This is a genomic window from Halorubrum tibetense (assembly GCF_055396225.1).
This window is the reverse complement of sequence record NZ_AP043742.1, coordinates 1,509,297-1,523,944: the sequence shown is the minus strand read 5'-3', so window position 1 is coordinate 1,523,944 and position 14,648 is coordinate 1,509,297. Positions and strand designations below refer to the sequence as shown.

13 protein-coding genes and 2 tRNA genes are annotated in these 14,648 nt (G+C 66.3%); 4 read left to right on the top strand and 11 right to left on the bottom strand.

Features of this window, described 5'->3' with window-relative positions; all coding sequences use genetic code 11:
• Positions 1-7 precede the first annotated feature (7 nt).
• Positions 8-202, bottom strand: coding sequence for a cold-shock protein (locus tag ACZ5TV_RS07670; protein WP_023499165.1), 195 nt, complete (start codon positions 200-202; stop codon positions 8-10).
• Between the two features lie 209 nt (positions 203-411).
• Between ACZ5TV_RS07670 and ACZ5TV_RS07665 the strand changes: the two genes are divergently transcribed.
• From ACZ5TV_RS07665 to ACZ5TV_RS07650, 4 genes are all read left to right on the top strand, one after another.
• Complete coding sequence (locus ACZ5TV_RS07665; protein ID WP_379779551.1) at positions 412-939, top strand: hypothetical protein; 528 nt, start codon at positions 412-414, stop codon at positions 937-939.
• Between the two features lie 132 nt (positions 940-1,071).
• On the top strand, positions 1,072-2,646 hold the full coding sequence (locus ACZ5TV_RS07660; protein WP_379779549.1) for an HTTM domain-containing protein: 1,575 nt from the start codon (positions 1,072-1,074) through the stop codon (positions 2,644-2,646).
• Between the two features lie 275 nt (positions 2,647-2,921).
• Entirely contained in the window at positions 2,922-3,467 is a 546-nt protein-coding gene (locus ACZ5TV_RS07655) for a winged helix-turn-helix domain-containing protein (protein WP_379779547.1), read from the top strand.
• 332 nt (positions 3,468-3,799) lie between these two features.
• Positions 3,800-4,036: a hypothetical protein gene (locus tag ACZ5TV_RS07650; protein WP_379779545.1), complete on the top strand. Its 237-nt coding sequence runs from the start codon at positions 3,800-3,802 to the stop codon at positions 4,034-4,036.
• Between the two features lie 269 nt (positions 4,037-4,305).
• On the opposite strand, the gene ACZ5TV_RS07645 is transcribed toward ACZ5TV_RS07650, so the two are convergent.
• The 10 genes from ACZ5TV_RS07645 to ACZ5TV_RS07600 all read right to left on the bottom strand — a co-directional run bounded on the left by ACZ5TV_RS07645 (position 4,306) and on the right by ACZ5TV_RS07600 (position 14,582).
• Positions 4,306-4,379: transfer RNA gene (locus tag ACZ5TV_RS07645), tRNA-Phe, on the bottom strand.
• Between the two features lie 117 nt (positions 4,380-4,496).
• Positions 4,497-4,567, bottom strand: a tRNA-Pro gene (locus tag ACZ5TV_RS07640).
• Positions 4,568-4,647: 80 nt separating this feature from the next.
• The gene (locus ACZ5TV_RS07635) at positions 4,648-6,507 is read right to left on the bottom strand and encodes an SLC13 family permease (RefSeq protein ID WP_379779543.1); all 1,860 of its coding nucleotides are present in this window, start codon (positions 6,505-6,507) and stop codon (positions 4,648-4,650) included.
• Between the two features lie 153 nt (positions 6,508-6,660).
• The gene (locus ACZ5TV_RS07630; protein ID WP_379779541.1) at positions 6,661-8,715 is read right to left on the bottom strand and encodes a DEAD/DEAH box helicase; all 2,055 of its coding nucleotides are present in this window, start codon (positions 8,713-8,715) and stop codon (positions 6,661-6,663) included.
• A gap of 140 nt (positions 8,716-8,855) precedes the next feature.
• Positions 8,856-9,386 carry a 50S ribosomal protein L16 gene (locus tag ACZ5TV_RS07625; protein WP_379779539.1) on the bottom strand — a complete coding sequence of 177 codons (531 nt, stop codon included), beginning with the start codon at positions 9,384-9,386 and terminating at the stop codon, positions 8,856-8,858.
• A gap of 92 nt (positions 9,387-9,478) precedes the next feature.
• Entirely contained in the window at positions 9,479-10,330 is an 852-nt protein-coding gene (nucS, locus tag ACZ5TV_RS07620; protein ID WP_379779537.1) for an endonuclease NucS, read from the bottom strand.
• A 70-nt stretch (positions 10,331-10,400) separates the two neighbouring features.
• Complete coding sequence (locus ACZ5TV_RS07615; protein ID WP_379779535.1) at positions 10,401-10,553, bottom strand: hypothetical protein; 153 nt, start codon at positions 10,551-10,553, stop codon at positions 10,401-10,403.
• A gap of 182 nt (positions 10,554-10,735) precedes the next feature.
• The gene (locus tag ACZ5TV_RS07610) at positions 10,736-12,025 is read right to left on the bottom strand and encodes an adenosylhomocysteinase (protein ID WP_379779533.1); all 1,290 of its coding nucleotides are present in this window, start codon (positions 12,023-12,025) and stop codon (positions 10,736-10,738) included.
• 71 nt (positions 12,026-12,096) lie between these two features.
• A complete protein-coding gene (locus tag ACZ5TV_RS07605; protein ID WP_379779531.1) occupies positions 12,097-13,128 on the bottom strand; it encodes a hypothetical protein in 1,032 nt (343 codons plus the stop codon).
• A 134-nt stretch (positions 13,129-13,262) separates the two neighbouring features.
• Positions 13,263-14,582 carry an amidohydrolase gene (locus ACZ5TV_RS07600; protein WP_464384312.1) on the bottom strand — a complete coding sequence of 440 codons (1,320 nt, stop codon included), beginning with the start codon at positions 14,580-14,582 and terminating at the stop codon, positions 13,263-13,265.
• Between the last annotated feature and the right edge of the window lie 66 nt (positions 14,583-14,648).

Below are 14,648 nucleotides of genomic sequence, written 5' to 3'. Positions count from 1 at the left end.
TTCCGGATTACTGCCGAACGACGTTCGTCGCGCGGGGACCCTTGGGCGAGGACTCGATGTCGAACTCGAGCTCCTGACCCTCTTCGAGGTCCGGACCGCCAACGTCCTCCATGTGGAAGAACACGTCGTCGTCCTCGTCCTCAGTCGAAATGAAACCGTAGCCGCCAGTGTCGTTGAAGAAATCAACCTTGCCTGTCGCCATTGCAATCGTACAAACGGGCGTTTCGGGCATAAGACTTGCGAGTGTACAGTTACCACGGGTATCGGTGGACGATCGTTTTTCGGTACTGTCAGAATATCTCGCATCCGTGAACGGACAGTCGGTTGGACGAACCGATACCGACCGAACAGTCGGTTTTTGTCCGGTGTGGTCACGGCGGGTTTATCCGGGCGGCCGACCGAACCGGAGTCGTGTTCCGACCCATCCGTGAAAACGGCCCGGCACTCTTGGTGCCGGCCGCGTGGACCGTCGTTGCCGGTGCGGTCGCCGGGATCGTTTCCGAACACGCTCTGTTCGTCGCGCACGTCGTGATGAGCGCCCTACTCGTCGGGTTCGTCGCGGCATCCTGGAACGAGATGTCGTCAGGGACGCTCCGCGCGTGGAAGCTCGTTATCCTCGCCGGAACGCCGGCAACGATCGCGGGCGTGCTCGGCTTTCTCGCGCTCAACGGGACGATCGGGCTCCCCGCCGAGCCGCTCCTGGCGCTCGCGCTGTATGCGTGGATCCTTCTCCCGGCCGTGGGACTGATATACACGGGACGACGCGCGGAGGAGACCGCGCTGGCCTACGACGTCGGTGGAGTCTGCTCGCTGGCGGGGGCGGTCGGGGTGACGCTCGCGGCGGCCCCGATCGAGGTCGTCGCCGGGATCGGCGTCGTCGGCGTCGGACAGACGATGGGGATCGTCGCGGCGACCGTCGTGGAGTCACGGGTCGAGTGATCGCAGACGGAGGAGAGGACAGCCGGAGAGTCAGGATCCACGAGATGACTGAAACGACCGCCGTAGCCTCCAACAAATATACATACGCGCTGCTCGTGGCTCGACGCACTCAGCCGAATCGCTGACGGACCGATGGTATCAGGATCCCTCACTACCCCCGTCGCCCGTGTCTTCGACGCCTGTACGCAGCTATGGCTGCGCGCCGAACCCGTCCGCGACCGGGTCCGCGCCCGGTTCACGGTCGACGCTCGGTCGCTAGCGGCGATCCGGATCGCGCTCGGGTTGATCCTGATCGTCGACCTGGTACACCGGTTCGGGTCGATCGAGATGTTCTACACCGACAACGGAGCGTACCCGTTCGCCGCCTACGAGCTCACCTACACGCAGTACAACGGGCTCTCGGTCCACGCGCTCTCCGGTGACCTCTGGTTCCAGCAGTTGCTGTTCGTCGTCGCCGCGCTGTTCGCGGTCGCGTTCGTGTTGGGGTACCGAACGCGGCTCGTCGGCGTGGTCTCGCTCGTGTTGCTGTTCTCGCTTCACGCGCGCAACCCGGCGGTGCTCAACGGCGGTGACCGGCTCCTTCGCGTCCTGCTGTTCGTCGCGCTCGTGACACCCCTCGGCGAGCGGTGGTCGATCGACGCGTTGCGCCGCGGCTCCGCCCGGCGGACGGTGGCGAGCTTCGGGACCGCCGCGCTCCTCGTCCAACCGCTCGTCGTGTTCACCGCGAACGCGATCGAGAAACACGGCGGCGACACCTGGTACGCCGGCGAGGCGCTGGGGATCGCGCTCGCTAACGACGTGATGACGGTGTATCTGGGCAACGTGCTCGTCGACTACCCGCCCGTGCTCACCGCACTCAACTACGCGTGGGTGACGCTGCTCGCCGGATCGGTCGTCTTCCTCCTGCTGCCCGTCGGGCGCGTTCGGGCGGTGACCGCGCTCGCGTACATCGTCGCGTTCCTCGGGATGTTGACCGCGATGGCGGTCGGGATGTTCCCGCTCGCGCTCGCCGCCTCGGTACTTCCGTTCCTCCCGGCGGTCTTCTGGGACACGCTCACCCGGTACGTCCCCGACCGCTGGGCGGCTCGGCTCCCCGACGCCGCCACCCTCGGACCGCTTCGGAAGCAGCCGGTCGAGCACCGACTCCTCGACCGCCTCCGAAACGAGGGGTACGAAGAGGTCTCGTCGTACGCCGTGGCGTACGGTCGCTCGCTCGTGACCGTCGTCGGGTTCCTGGTTCTCGTGTGGATCCTCGTGTTCGCCGGGAGCAACGTCTCCGGCTACGACGTGCCGGACGAGATCGACCACAGCCACGTCGACCAGCAGAGCTGGGGGCTGTACGCGCCGGACCCCTCCACGACGTACAGCTGGTACGTCCCCCAGGTCGACCTCGCGAACGGCTCTAGCATCGACGCGCGAACCGGCGGCGAGGTCGATCTCGACCGGCCGCCCGACGCCTCCGCCGAGTACGACACGTTCCGCCACCGGAAGTTCATGCAGGCCGTACGCGACTCCGACGGAGGGAGCATCTCGCAGGGGTACGCCGACTGGATGTGTCGACAGGCGAGCCAGAACTACGACGTCGACGCCGAACACATCCGCGTCTACCGGCTGATCCAGTCGAGCCCCGTCGACGGAGCGTTCGAGGACGAACCCAGACGGCAGATGGCGATCCGGACCGACTGCGCGGACGCGGCACCCGAGTGACCAACGTCTCCCGTGAGAGGACCTCGAATGTGGAACAGATGAAGGAACACTGCCGCCTCCCGGATCGTGAACCACTCTCCACGAAAAAACGGTTCACGTCGAACCGAACAGTTCGATGAGCTGCGAAACGCTACACGGCATGACCACTCCCGTACAGAAACGGCCTGTCGCGTTGATCTACCCCAAAGTCGAGATGGTGACTGTGAGAGGATCGAAACAAACGCAATAATTTGCGGGGAGATAGAATTATTACGCACAAGTGACTACTTTGGCGTATGTCGCCCGAAAGTGTGTCCGGGGACGAACCGGAGTGGGAGAGGACGTGGAAAGGGCACGCCTCGGCGTTCGACCGGGTGAAGTCGGTCACGATGACGCTTTCGGAGTCCCGACCCGCCTCTTGGATCGCTGAAGAGGCAGCCGTCTCTCCGAACACCGCGCGGGACCATCTGCGTCGACTCATCGATCTCGGTGTCGTGATGGCAACCGAGCAGGACGGAGTCCGCCACTACTATCCGGATCCACTGTACACACGACTTCGAGACGTCCGGGAGGTACTCGAAGGCACGACAAAACGGGAACTCGCAGAGCAGGCAGCGGCGTTGAAAACGGATATCGCGGAGTGGAGCGCCGAGTATGACGCGGACTCCCCCGACGCACTCCGTGAACAAGCAGCCGTGGACGACGTCCCTGCCGAGATGGCATACGAACTTACGCGGGCAGCAAGCGATTGGGAACTCGCCCGGTATCGGCTCTCGCTCGTGCAGGACGCGATAAAGAACTACGACAGTTGGACGTCCGACCCGTCGTCGATCACCGCATGACCGGCGACCGGGGCACGCCGAGGAACCGGTCCGGCAACAGCGCCTCCCGGCGTGTTTCTCCTGACTCCTCCCGAGGACGTGTTCGCTTCGATGGGGGTTCGGATCGGGGTCGTGATCGACACCGCATTTTGCGCGAGTTACGTGGCGAACTGGCGCGACACTCTGCCGTTCGATCCATTGAGGGGGAACCACCGGACGAGTACCGGGAAGTACGGGCCACGCTCGATCCATCGTGGTTCGGTCGCCCGGCAGAGACCGCGTCTCTCCGGGTGACGTGGGTCCCGAATCCGTCACCCAGTCCCGAAGCGTCCGACCGGACGAACGATGCCTGGATGCGGACCCCGATACAGGCGTACTACACCCTCCATTACGGCGAATCGGATGGGCTCGACTGCGGGTTCCACTGTGAACCGAACCCCCACGTCGATGGACTACTGCACTATCAGGAACGCGATGATACGAACGACGCGTACACGTACGAGCCGGTCTCGTTCGATACACGCTCGGTATCCGGGCTCCTGTGGGAGATGATGGACGCGCTCGCCGACCGGCTTGACGACTTTGAGTGACGCCCATACCGATCGGTTGCCGAAACGACGCGCGGTTCGAACGGCCTCTGTTCAAAACCTAGAAGATCTGACTAGTTCCTACTGCACACACGCAAAGCTCGCAGGCATTTGAACCGTGAGTATGATGCCGCCTCCCGGATTTGAACTACCGAAAGGCTCGCTGTCGCTCGCCTTTCGACTCCCCGCTCGCTCCGCTCGCGAGGACGGGGACAGTTCGATCTTCAGTCGAATTCGAAAGCTCTTCGAATGAAAATCGCGTAGAAACCGGATGCCGCCTCCCGGATTTGAACCGGGGACAGCTCGATCTTCAGTCGAGTGCTCTCCCAGTCTGAGCTAAGGCGGCTCGCACTCGCATCAACGCCGATTCGAGACAAAAGGATTTCGAAAGACGGCGGTCGGCTGGGGGATTCGAATCCGACGCACGGCTGCGGCGCTCGTCAGGGTGATCGCGCCACAAAAGTGGGACCGCCCGGATTCGAACCGGGGTCACGGGCACCCAAGGCCCGAAGTATACCACTAACCCACGGTCCCGCATCGGTACATACCCGGATGCAGCGGTAAAACGTTTCGTTCGGCGACGGGAAGCGGTGCCGGGACGGCTCGGAGGCGGGTTAGACCTCCCAGAAGTACACGATCCCGAGCGTGGTCACCACGGTGAGGACCAGCTGGAGCGGCGCGCCGAGCCGGAAGTAGTCGGTGAACTTGTACCCGCCCGGTCCGTACACCATCAGGTTCGTCTGGTAGCCGATCGGGGTGAGCATCGCGGTCGAGGCCGCGAACGTCACCGCGAGCACGAACGAGAACGGGTCGGCCCCGATCGCCTCCGCAGTGTCGATGGCGACGGGGATCATCAACACCACGCTCGCGTTGTTGCTGACGACGTTCGTGATCAGCGCGGTGAACAGGTAGAACGCGCCCAACACGACCACGGTGTCGAGTCCGACCGCGTTGACGACGATAACGCTCGCGAGCCACTCGGCCGCGCCCGTACGCTCCATCGCAACGCCGAGCGGGATCAGCCCCGCGAGGAGGAAGATGACGCTCCAGTCCACCGAGGAGTACACCTCGTTCGGCTTCACGCACCCGGTCGCAACCATCGCGACGATCCCGCCGAGCGCGCTCACGAGGATCGGGAGGATATCGAGCGCCGCGAGTGCGACGACGCCGGCGACGATCCCGATAGCGAGCGGTATCTTCTCCGTCCGGAAGTCCGGGCGGGTGAGCCGCCCGCCGACGACGAAGTCCCGGTCGTTGCTGAAGCGAGTGATCGTGTCCTCCGTCGCCTGTAACAGGAGGGTGTCGCCGGCACGGAGCCCCCGCTCGTCCATGCGGGCGTGGATCACTTTTCCGCCCCGACGGATCGCGAGGACGGTCGCGTCGTAGCGGTTCCGGAAGTTCAGGGTCTCCAGCGTCTCGCCGATCAGCGGGGCCTCCGGAGAGATGACGACCTCGACGAGGTTCTGTTCGGCCTCCGCTTCGATCGCGTCGTCCTCCGTCGTGAGCTGCTCCTCGCTCACGTCCGCGTCGGGCGCGAGGTCCAGTCCTTCGGCGTCGACGAGCGACATGAGGCTCCCGCGGTCGGTCCGCAACACGAGCACGTCCCCCTCGCGCACCTGTTTTCGCGCGAGCGGCTCCGTGAACACCTGGTCGTCACGGACGAGCTGGACGATGTCGGCGTCGACGTCGAGGCTCTCTAGACACTGATGGACCGTCTTGCCGACGAACGGGGAGTCACCGCGAACGACCACCTCGGTGAGGTACTCGGTCATCTCGAACCCCTCGATCAGCCGGTCGTCCATCCGGATCCGCTCGGGGAGGAGGTACCGGCCGACCGTCGCGAGGTACACCCCACCGGTGAGGAGAACGATGACCCCCAGCTGCGTGAACTCGAACATCGAGAACGGCCGGTCGAGCAGCCGCGCGGAGACGTCGGACGCGAGGATGTTCGTGGAGGTGCCGATGAGTGTGAGCATCCCGCCGAGCATCGCCATGAACGAGACGGGCATGAGCAGCTTCGACGGGGAGACACCCGTCTTCTCGGAGATCGCGTTCACCATCGGGATCATGATAGCGACGACCGGGGTGTTGTTGATGAACCCGGCCGTCCCGCCCGACAGACCGAGCACCGCGAGCAGCTGTTTGAACGGGCTGTCCCCGAAGCGATCGGCGATCCACGCCCCGATCTTGTTTATCAGTCCGGACTGGCGTATCCCCTCGCTGAGGACGAACATCGCGAGAACCGTGATCGTTGCCGAGCTCGAGAACCCCCCCACCCCGGTGGCGGCGTCGACCTGCGTCCACGGCTCCAACACGATCAACACCACCATCACGCCGATCGCGGTGATGTCGATCGGCACCGGCTCGGCGACGAAAAACACGAGTGCGAGCGCGATGATAGCAAAGATCACGAGGATCTCTGTCGTCAAGGGCGGGACCGTCGTCCCGACCGCCAGTGCGCCGAGAACGACCATACGAGACAGGGCATCCGGACGACGAAAAGGGTTGAGGTATGTCCCGCGTCCCCTCGGGCCGCGCACATATCACTCCGCGATGAGCTCGAGACGACCGTCACGATCGGTCACTTAGCCCGGATGATCGTGGACCGGTCGTGGCGGCCGCGCCGGCTACCCCTCGTCGTCGCGCAGTTCGAGGTCGGCAACGACGTCATAGGGGTCCGTCCCTTTTCGAATCGCGTCGAGGATGAAGAACGCCTCGTCGGGCGCGAGGAAGTGTCGACACACCGCCCGGCCGAGCGGGGTCGGGGAGAACCCGTCGATGAACTGCCACTCCAAGAGTTTCCCGATCGCGTGTTTGGTGGGGACCTCGCCGATCATCCGATCGTTGAGTCGTTTGGCCTTCTTGCCCGCGACGACGATGTTCGCCAGCGTTTCCTCGACGGCCGCCGTCTCGTCGTAGTGGGTTGAGACGTCCTCCATCTCGCCTTTCAAGAGGGTGAACGCGACCTCGTCTTCGGTCCGGTCCATGGAGTTGTGGTACACCGCGTCGGGCTCGACGAGGAGATAGACGCGCCCGCGGTCGTGGTAGTCGGGACGACCGGCCCGCCCGAGCATCTGTGAGAACTCCTGGACGGAGAGCCACTCGATCCCCATCGCCAACGAGTCGAAGATCACCTGCGAAGCGGGGAAGTCGACGCCGGCCGCCAGCGCCGCGGTGGTGACGACCGCCGACAGCTCCTGGTCGCCAAACATGCGTTCCACCTTCTTTCGGCGACCGTAGTCGAGTCCGGCGTGGTACGGCGCGGAGTCGTATCGGAGCTTCCGGCTGATCTCGTGACACCGGCGGCGGGAGTTCGTGAAGACGATCGTCTGGCCGCGATACCCCTTCGAGGATTTCGTGTCGAACTCGCGTTTGACGAGCTTGTCCGCGATCTGCGCTTTCTCGCGGCCGTCCGCGAACGTGACGTGTCGTTCGATCGGGACCGGCCGTTCCTCGAACTCGATCAGCGTCGCCCGAAGGCGCTTCGCGAGCCACTCAGGGTTGCCGACGGTCGCCGAGAGATAGACGAACTGGGTGCCGTCGTACCCCGAATGGGTCTCCATCCGGTTCTCGCTGTAGTATTTGAGTCGAGAGATCAGCCCGTCGAGGCGGTGACCACGTTCGCCCTCCTTGAGAGTGTGAACCTCGTCGATGACGACGGTCCCGACATCACCCAAGTCCTTCCCGGTCCGGAGGGCGTGGTCGATCCCCTCGTAGGTCCCGACGATCACGTCCGCGTTCGGGTCGAACCGGTTGCCGTCGTCGGCGATCCGGGAGGAGCCGACCCGGATCGAGACGTCGAGCAAGTGGCCGTACCGGTCCTCGAAGTCCTCGTGTTTCTGGTTGGCGAGTGCGACCAACGGCACGAGGAACAGCAGCTTCCCGTCGCCGCGTAACGCCCGGTCGATCCCCGCGAGCTCACCGACGAGCGTCTTCCCCGTCGCCGTGGCGCTCACCACGAGCTGGTCGTCGCCGTCGAGCAGCCCGTTCCGTACGGAAAGGCTCTGAACGGGGAGGAGCTCCTCGAACCGGCCCTGGAGGTGGTCTGCCAAGTCGGGGTGGAGGTCGAGCTCGTCGGTTCGAACCGCGGTCACGTCGTCGACGTTGGCCGACACCTCGTCGAACTTCGTGAGGTCGGGGTCGAGCCCGCCCGACAGCAGGTTGATGATCCGGTCGAGGTCCTTCGACTCGTACAACAGCTCCTCGAGCCGCTCCTCCGCCGCGCCCGTGAACTCGCCTTTGTACGACAGTTCGCGTTCGAGCTCGCGGCGGGCGCAGTCGGGACAGACGTGTTCGTCGTTGTGTTCGATCGCGGTCTCCGACGTGATCGGCCCGTAGCGGCCGTCGTTCGCACAGCGGCGGCATGTCCGGACCGTCATCGCCTCCAGCTGATAGCCGTCGAGCATCGCTTCCAGCCGGCTCCGTCCCTCCGACGAGGTTTGCTGGGAGATCCGGATCCGCTCGGCGGCCCGCGCGAGCTCGACGAACTCGTCGGGTCGGCGGGGATGGTCCTCGCCGTCACGGACCACGCGGAACTTGCCCGGGCGGGGGCCCGCCGAGGTGTCCTTCAACTCGAGACGCCCCCGAAGCACCCGGGTTCCGTCCCGGTTCGCGACTACGGTGTAGTCGCTCCGCGCCTCGTGTAAGAACAGCGTCTCGACCGCTCCCAGCTGCTGTGACACTGGTCGCCGGTACGTCGTTCGGGTATTTCAGGGGTTCGACTCACGGGACCGCACCTCGGCGCGGTCGGGACTGTTCGGGCGATATCGGGAGAGCGGGGTGAGAACCGAGAAAGAACCGAACGCGTCTACGCAGCGAGCGGTTACGCGACCAGTAGCTTCTCGCCGCGCTCGACCGTGATCCGGCACGGCGGAGAGAGCTTGTTGTACGCGCGTCGGAACGCCTCCTTCACGACGGGGGCCTGCTCGACATCGCAGTACGCCGTGAACACGACGTCGCCCTTGTCGAGCCGGGCGGCCGTCCCGACGGGCTTGCCGAACGCCTGACGCATTCCGTCGGAGACACGGTCCGCGCCCGCACCGGTCGCCTGCTTGTTCTCGCGGATGACTTGGTGGGGGAACTTGCGGAGGGTCATCTTGTAGTTGCCCTCGCCGAGCTCCTTGATCAGGTGGCGGTTCGCCGATAGGCGCGCGCTCTCAAGCGAGCCGTGGCGGATCTGGAGCTCCTCCTCGACGCGGAGACTGATCTGGACGGGGTAGTCGTCCGGCTCCGCGGAGAGGTCGCCCATGTTGTGCTGTGCGATCTTCGAACCGGGGATCCCGGTGATGTACTCCCGCCGGGTGTACGACGGCTTGTCGATCTCCCGGTACATGGAGGCGGGTTTGTCGGACATGGTTACTTGTCCGATGTAGCCGCCGCTGCGTCAATAAACCCGTCGATACCGCGACGGAAGCGACTACGCGTCGGGACGCACCGCCGCACCCCTCACTTCCCCCCAGTCGCCTCGAGCGCGACGTGCTCGAAGCCCCGGTCGGCGAGCCGTTCCGCCGCCCGATCCGTTATCGAGGGGGCGACGAGCACACCGCGGACGCGGGGGGCGTCCGAGCCGTCTGCTACATCCGAGCCCGTCGAACCGTCTAGCCCGTCCGAACTATCCCTCCCGTCCGAACTATCTCTTCCATCCGAACTATCTCTCACATCCGAACTATCTCTCCCGTCTGGATCCGCCCCGAGTTCCTCCCGGAGGGCCCGGACGTACCGCGCCAGCTGCCCGACCGCGTCCGGCCCCACCCGCCGCCGTTTCAGCTCGACGACGACCGGCGTTCCGTCGGCGTCGACGCCGAAGACGTCCATCGGGCCGGCGCTGGAGGGGCGCTCCGTCTCCCGCGGCTCGAACCCGTCCTCGATCAGCGACGGTCGTTCGAGGATCCGGGTCCGGAGATCCTCCTCGCTGCCGTGAAGCGTGAGGTCGCGACCGCCGGTGACGGGCATCGCCGACAGCTGATGGACGTCCGAGAACCGGACGAGCAGGGTCTCGTCGGGGTTCTCTCGGGTCGACGTGACCCGGAGACGACCCTCGCGGACCGTCGCGCGGTGTTCCGATCCCGGGGGCTGCCAGTTGACCGGCGTCCGGCCCTCGTCGGTGTGGACGAGCGCCGCCCCGTCGGGTTTCAACAGGAGGAGCCGGTCGCCAGCACCCAGATCCGAGGCGGCCCGGCCCTCGTAGGAGACGGTACACCGGCCGAACACGCTTATCAGGTCACCGCGGTCGAACGCCGCCTCCAGCTCCCACAGCGCCTCGCGGTGGCTCGGGTCGTGGAGGCTCGTGACTGTCACGGTCGAAGTACGCGGTCGGGGGACAAAAACCGTGTGTCAGCCACGTGTGGCGGTGTTCGACTCACGATCGCTACTCGTCGCCGCGTCGTGCGACGACGATACCGGCGACGAAGAGCGCGACACCGATCCCGAACGCGGCGACCCGGATCGTCGTGTCGGATGCGAGGATCCCGACAAGGAGCATGACGCCGAACCCGGCGTGAAAAACGGCGGTGAGGTTCATACGTATCGTATGGGTGGGAGCCACAAAAGCCGGTCGAACACACGAGACACGGAAAAGGCGGGAGGGAACGAACGTCCGGGACGGGACGAACGCCGAAAGCCGAACGAACGTCCGGGACGGGACGAACGCCGAACGCAAGCGGTCAGTGCTGGTCGACCGGACGACGCTCGGGTCCTTCGCGATCAGGTCCCGTGTTCCCAGCTGCCCATGTACTCGCGCTGCTCGTCGGAGAGGGAGTCGTGGGCGACGCCCTCGGCGGCGAGTTTGATCTCGGCGACCTCGCGGTCGAGGTCATCCGGAACGTCGTGAACGCCGGGTTCGTACGCCTCGCCGTTCGCCGCGAGCTCGCGGACGACGACGGCCTGGACGCCGAAGCTCTGGTCCATCACCTCGACCGGATGGCCGAGTGCGATGGGCGCGGCGAGGTTGACCAGGCGACCCTCGGCGAGCACGTTGAGCACGCGACCGTCGGGCATCTCGAACCCCTCGACGCCGTCGCGGGCTTCGAACCGATCGACGGCGAGGTCGTCGAGCTCCTCGAGGTTGATCTCCACGTCGAAGTGGCCGGCGTTGGCGAGCAGGACGCCGTCGGACATGACCTCGAAGTGCTCGCGGGTGATCACGTCGCGGTTGCCGGTCGTGGTGACGAACACGTCGCCCTTCTCCGCGGCCTCCGCCATCGGCAACACCTCGTACCCCTCCATGTGGGCTTCGAGCGCTTTTCGCGGGTCGACCTCACAGACGATCACGTTGGCGTTCTGACCCGCAGCCTTCTTGGCGACGCCCTTCCCGCAGTAGCCGAACCCGCCGACGACGACGTTTTTGCCCGCGAACGAGAGGTTCGTCGTCATCGCGATGGTCGCCAGCGAGGACTCGCCGGTGCCGTGAACGTTGTCGAACAGCCGCTTCATCGGCGTGTCGTTGACGGCGAAGACGGGGTAGTGGAGCTCCCCCTCGTCGTCCATCGCGCGCAGGCGGTGGACGCCGGTCGTCGTCTCCTCCGCGCCGCCGACGATGGAGTCGATGAGTTCGGGATACTCCTCGTGGACGAGCTTCACCATGTCCATCCCGTCGTCGACGGTGATCGTCGGCTCGTGGGCGACGACCGCGTGCATCGCGTCGTAGTACTCCTCGTCGCCGACGCCTCGCACGGCGTAGGAGGTGATCGAGTCGTGCTCGTTCAGCGCCGCGGAGACGTCGTCGTGGGTCGACAGCGGGTTGCACCCGGTGATCGCGACCTCCGCGCCGCCGTCGGCGAGCAGCTCGACCAGGTTCGCCGTCTTCGCCTCGACGTGCATCGCCATCGCGATCACTTCGCCGTCGAGGGGCTGTTCCGCGACGAACTCCTCGCGCAGTGACTCCAGGATCGGCATGTGCTGAAGCGCCCACTCCATCTTACGCCGGCCCTCCTCGCGGGCCGTCTCGGGGTCCGATAGGTGCTGTGTGACCGGTGGATACGTGCTCTCGCTCATACCCATATGTTCGCTCACCGCGCACTAAACGCTGCCGACACGGGCGGGAGCAGCGGAGCCGTGACGGCGGTTCAGTTACCCGGCGGACCGTTGCCGTTACCCGCGCCGTTCCCGGGGCCATTCCCGTCGTCCGCACCGTTGCCGTTGCCCGCGCCGGTCCCGTCGTGCGCGTCGCTCCCGTTACCGGAGCCACCGCTCCCATCGGGAGCGTCGCTCGCCTCGGTTCCGGCATCGGAGCCGTCATCGGTCTCCTCGGCGTCAGTGGCATCGTCGCTTCCGTTACCGGTGTGATCCGGGGGCCCCTGGCCCGCATCGCTTCCGTTACCGGCGTGATCCGGGGGCCCCTGGCCCGCACCGCTTCCGTTACCGGCGTGATCGGGGGCGTTACCCGGATTGTTCTCCGTCACGTGATCGGAGACCGCCGCGCCGATACCGCCAGCGCGGTCGTCAAAGGACGCGATGAACTCACGGACGAGCTGGCCGAACGACGCCGGCTCCTCGTCCGCCGCCGCGATCAGTTCGGCGGTCGTCGACGCGGTCGCACCCTCGGACGCCGCGGTCACGTCGACTGTGACGTTCGTCTCGGGGACCGGAAGGTCGACCGTGCCGTTCGCGTCGGTACTGTAGTTCCCGACGCCGGCGTACGTCGCGTTCTCGTCGACCGTCTCGACCGTGACCGACGCGTTCTCGACCGTCTCGTTCCCGTCGGTCACCGTGACGATCGGGTCGTCGTCCGCCCCGTCGACGGCGACATCGAGGTCGATCGGCGCGGTCAGGTCGACTGTCGTCGTCGCCGTCTCGTTCTCGTACTCGGCCGTGATCTCGACGGTCACGTCCTCGTCGGCAGCGGGGAGGACGACGGTACCGTTCTCGGCGGTGACGTACGTCTCGTTCTCACCGGCGTAGGAGGCGTTCTCCTCGACCGTCTCGACGGTCACCTCGGCGTTCGCGACCGCGGTGTCGTTCTCGGTCACCGTGACGGTCGGTTCGTCGTCGAGGTCGTCGACCGTGACGGAGAGTCCGCCGTCCGCGGCCGCGACCCCGGCCGCCGCACCGAGCGCGACGACCGCGATCAACAGGACGTGTATCGTTCGTGTTCGCATGACGGTCGGGACACGGGGTGTGACTTACCTAAAAGGGGAAGTCGGTTAAGCCGGATTACGGCCGATTCATCCCGGTTCGTCCCGGCTAAACCGCACCGAGACGACGGGAGGACGGGACGGTGCGCGATCCGTGGTCACTTGCCGTCTTCCGCGCGGGCGACGGCGTCGGCCGCGGCCGCGGCGGCCCGCTCGCGGACGGTCTCGACATCGAACGGGAGGACCTCGCGGTCGCGCATGAGGACCCGGCCGTCACACACGGTGTGTCGCACGTCGCTCCCGCGCGCGGCGTACGCGAGGTGTGAAACGGGGTCGTGAACGGGCGTCAGGTGAGGCGCGTCGAGGTCGACGACCGCGAGGTCGGCCGCCGCTCCTTCGGCGATCCGGCCACCGGGAAGCCCGAGCGCGTCCGCGCCCGCCGCGGTCGCCATCTCCACGACCGCCTCAGCGGGCACCGCGCTCGCGTCCTCGGCGGCGAGCTTACCGATCATGGCGGCGTCGCGCATCTCGTCGAACAGGTCGAGGTCGTTGTTCGAGGCCGCACCGTCGGTACCGAGCGCGACCGTGACCCCCGCCTCGCGAAGGCGTTGGACGGGGGCCATCCCGCTCGCGAGCTTCATGTTCGAGGCCGGACAGTGGACGACGGCCGCCCCCGACTCGGCCAGCAGGTCGATCTCCGTGTCGTCGACGTGGACGCCGTGTGCGAGGAAGGTCGAGTCGTCGAGCGCGCCGAGGTCGTCCGCGTACGCCAACGGGCGCTCGCCCTGCTCCGCGACGATCGGGTCGACCTCGTCGAGGGTCTCGTTGGCGTGGAGGTGAACTGGAACACCGGCCTCGCGGGCGTCCGCGATCCCCGCACGGAGGTGATCCTCGCCCACGGTCGTCAGCGAGTGGGGCATGAACGCGGTACGGATACGCCCGTCGGCCGCGCCGTCCAGCTCCGCGGCGACCCGAAGGCTCTCCGCTACGTCGGCGGCCGCCGCCTCCTCGTCTTTCCCGACCGTGACGACGCCGTGTCCGAGACGAGCGCGCAGGCCCGCGCGGTCGACGACGTCGGCCACGCGGTCCATCGCGAAGTACATGTCGGCGAACGCGGTCGTTCCCGACCGGATCATCTCGACGACGCCGAGCGCCGCCCCCGCCTCGACGTCGTCCGGGGAGAACGCGCCCTCGACCGGCCAGATGTCCTCTCTGAGCCACGTGTCGAGCGGTTTGTCGTCGGCGTACCCCCGCAGGAGCGTCATCGCGACGTGGGTGTGCGCGTTGACGAGCCCGGGGATCACGAGCGACCCCTCGGCGTCGAGCGTCTCGGCCGCCGCACCGGCCGCGTCGGCGACCTCGTCGGGGGAACCGACCGCACGTATCGTTCCCGCATCGCGGTCGATCAGGACGTCCGCCCGCTCCACGCGGCCGTCGGGGCACAGGACCCGGCCGCCGGTGACACACAAGGAGTTCATACGGTTCGATCCCGGCACGCCCACCAAACACCTTCGGTTCGATCCCGACACAGCCGCCAAACGCCT

What these genes read in the sequence shown, in the direction of transcription:
- ACZ5TV_RS07610 (WP_379779533.1), bottom strand. Translation starts at nt 12,025, where the DNA reads ATGAGCGAGAGCACGTATCCACCGGTCACACAGCACCTATCGGACCCC.
- ACZ5TV_RS07615 (WP_379779535.1), bottom strand. Translation starts at nt 10,553, where the DNA reads ATGAACCTCACCGCCGTTTTTCACGCCGGGTTCGGCGTCATGCTCCTT.
- ACZ5TV_RS07600 (WP_464384312.1), bottom strand. Translation starts at nt 14,582, where the DNA reads ATGAACTCCTTGTGTGTCACCGGCGGCCGGGTCCTGTGCCCCGACGGC.
- ACZ5TV_RS07655 (WP_379779547.1), top strand. Translation starts at nt 2,922, where the DNA reads ATGTCGCCCGAAAGTGTGTCCGGGGACGAACCGGAGTGGGAGAGGACG.
- ACZ5TV_RS07605 (WP_379779531.1), bottom strand. Translation starts at nt 13,128, where the DNA reads ATGCGAACACGAACGATACACGTCCTGTTGATCGCGGTCGTCGCGCTC.
- ACZ5TV_RS07650 (WP_379779545.1), top strand. Translation starts at nt 3,800, where the DNA reads ATGCGGACCCCGATACAGGCGTACTACACCCTCCATTACGGCGAATCG.
- ACZ5TV_RS07635 (WP_379779543.1), bottom strand. Translation starts at nt 6,507, where the DNA reads ATGGTCGTTCTCGGCGCACTGGCGGTCGGGACGACGGTCCCGCCCTTG.
- ACZ5TV_RS07660 (WP_379779549.1), top strand. Translation starts at nt 1,072, where the DNA reads ATGGTATCAGGATCCCTCACTACCCCCGTCGCCCGTGTCTTCGACGCC.
- ACZ5TV_RS07625 (WP_379779539.1), bottom strand. Translation starts at nt 9,386, where the DNA reads ATGTCCGACAAACCCGCCTCCATGTACCGGGAGATCGACAAGCCGTCG.
- ACZ5TV_RS07670 (WP_023499165.1), bottom strand. Translation starts at nt 202, where the DNA reads ATGGCGACAGGCAAGGTTGATTTCTTCAACGACACTGGCGGCTACGGT.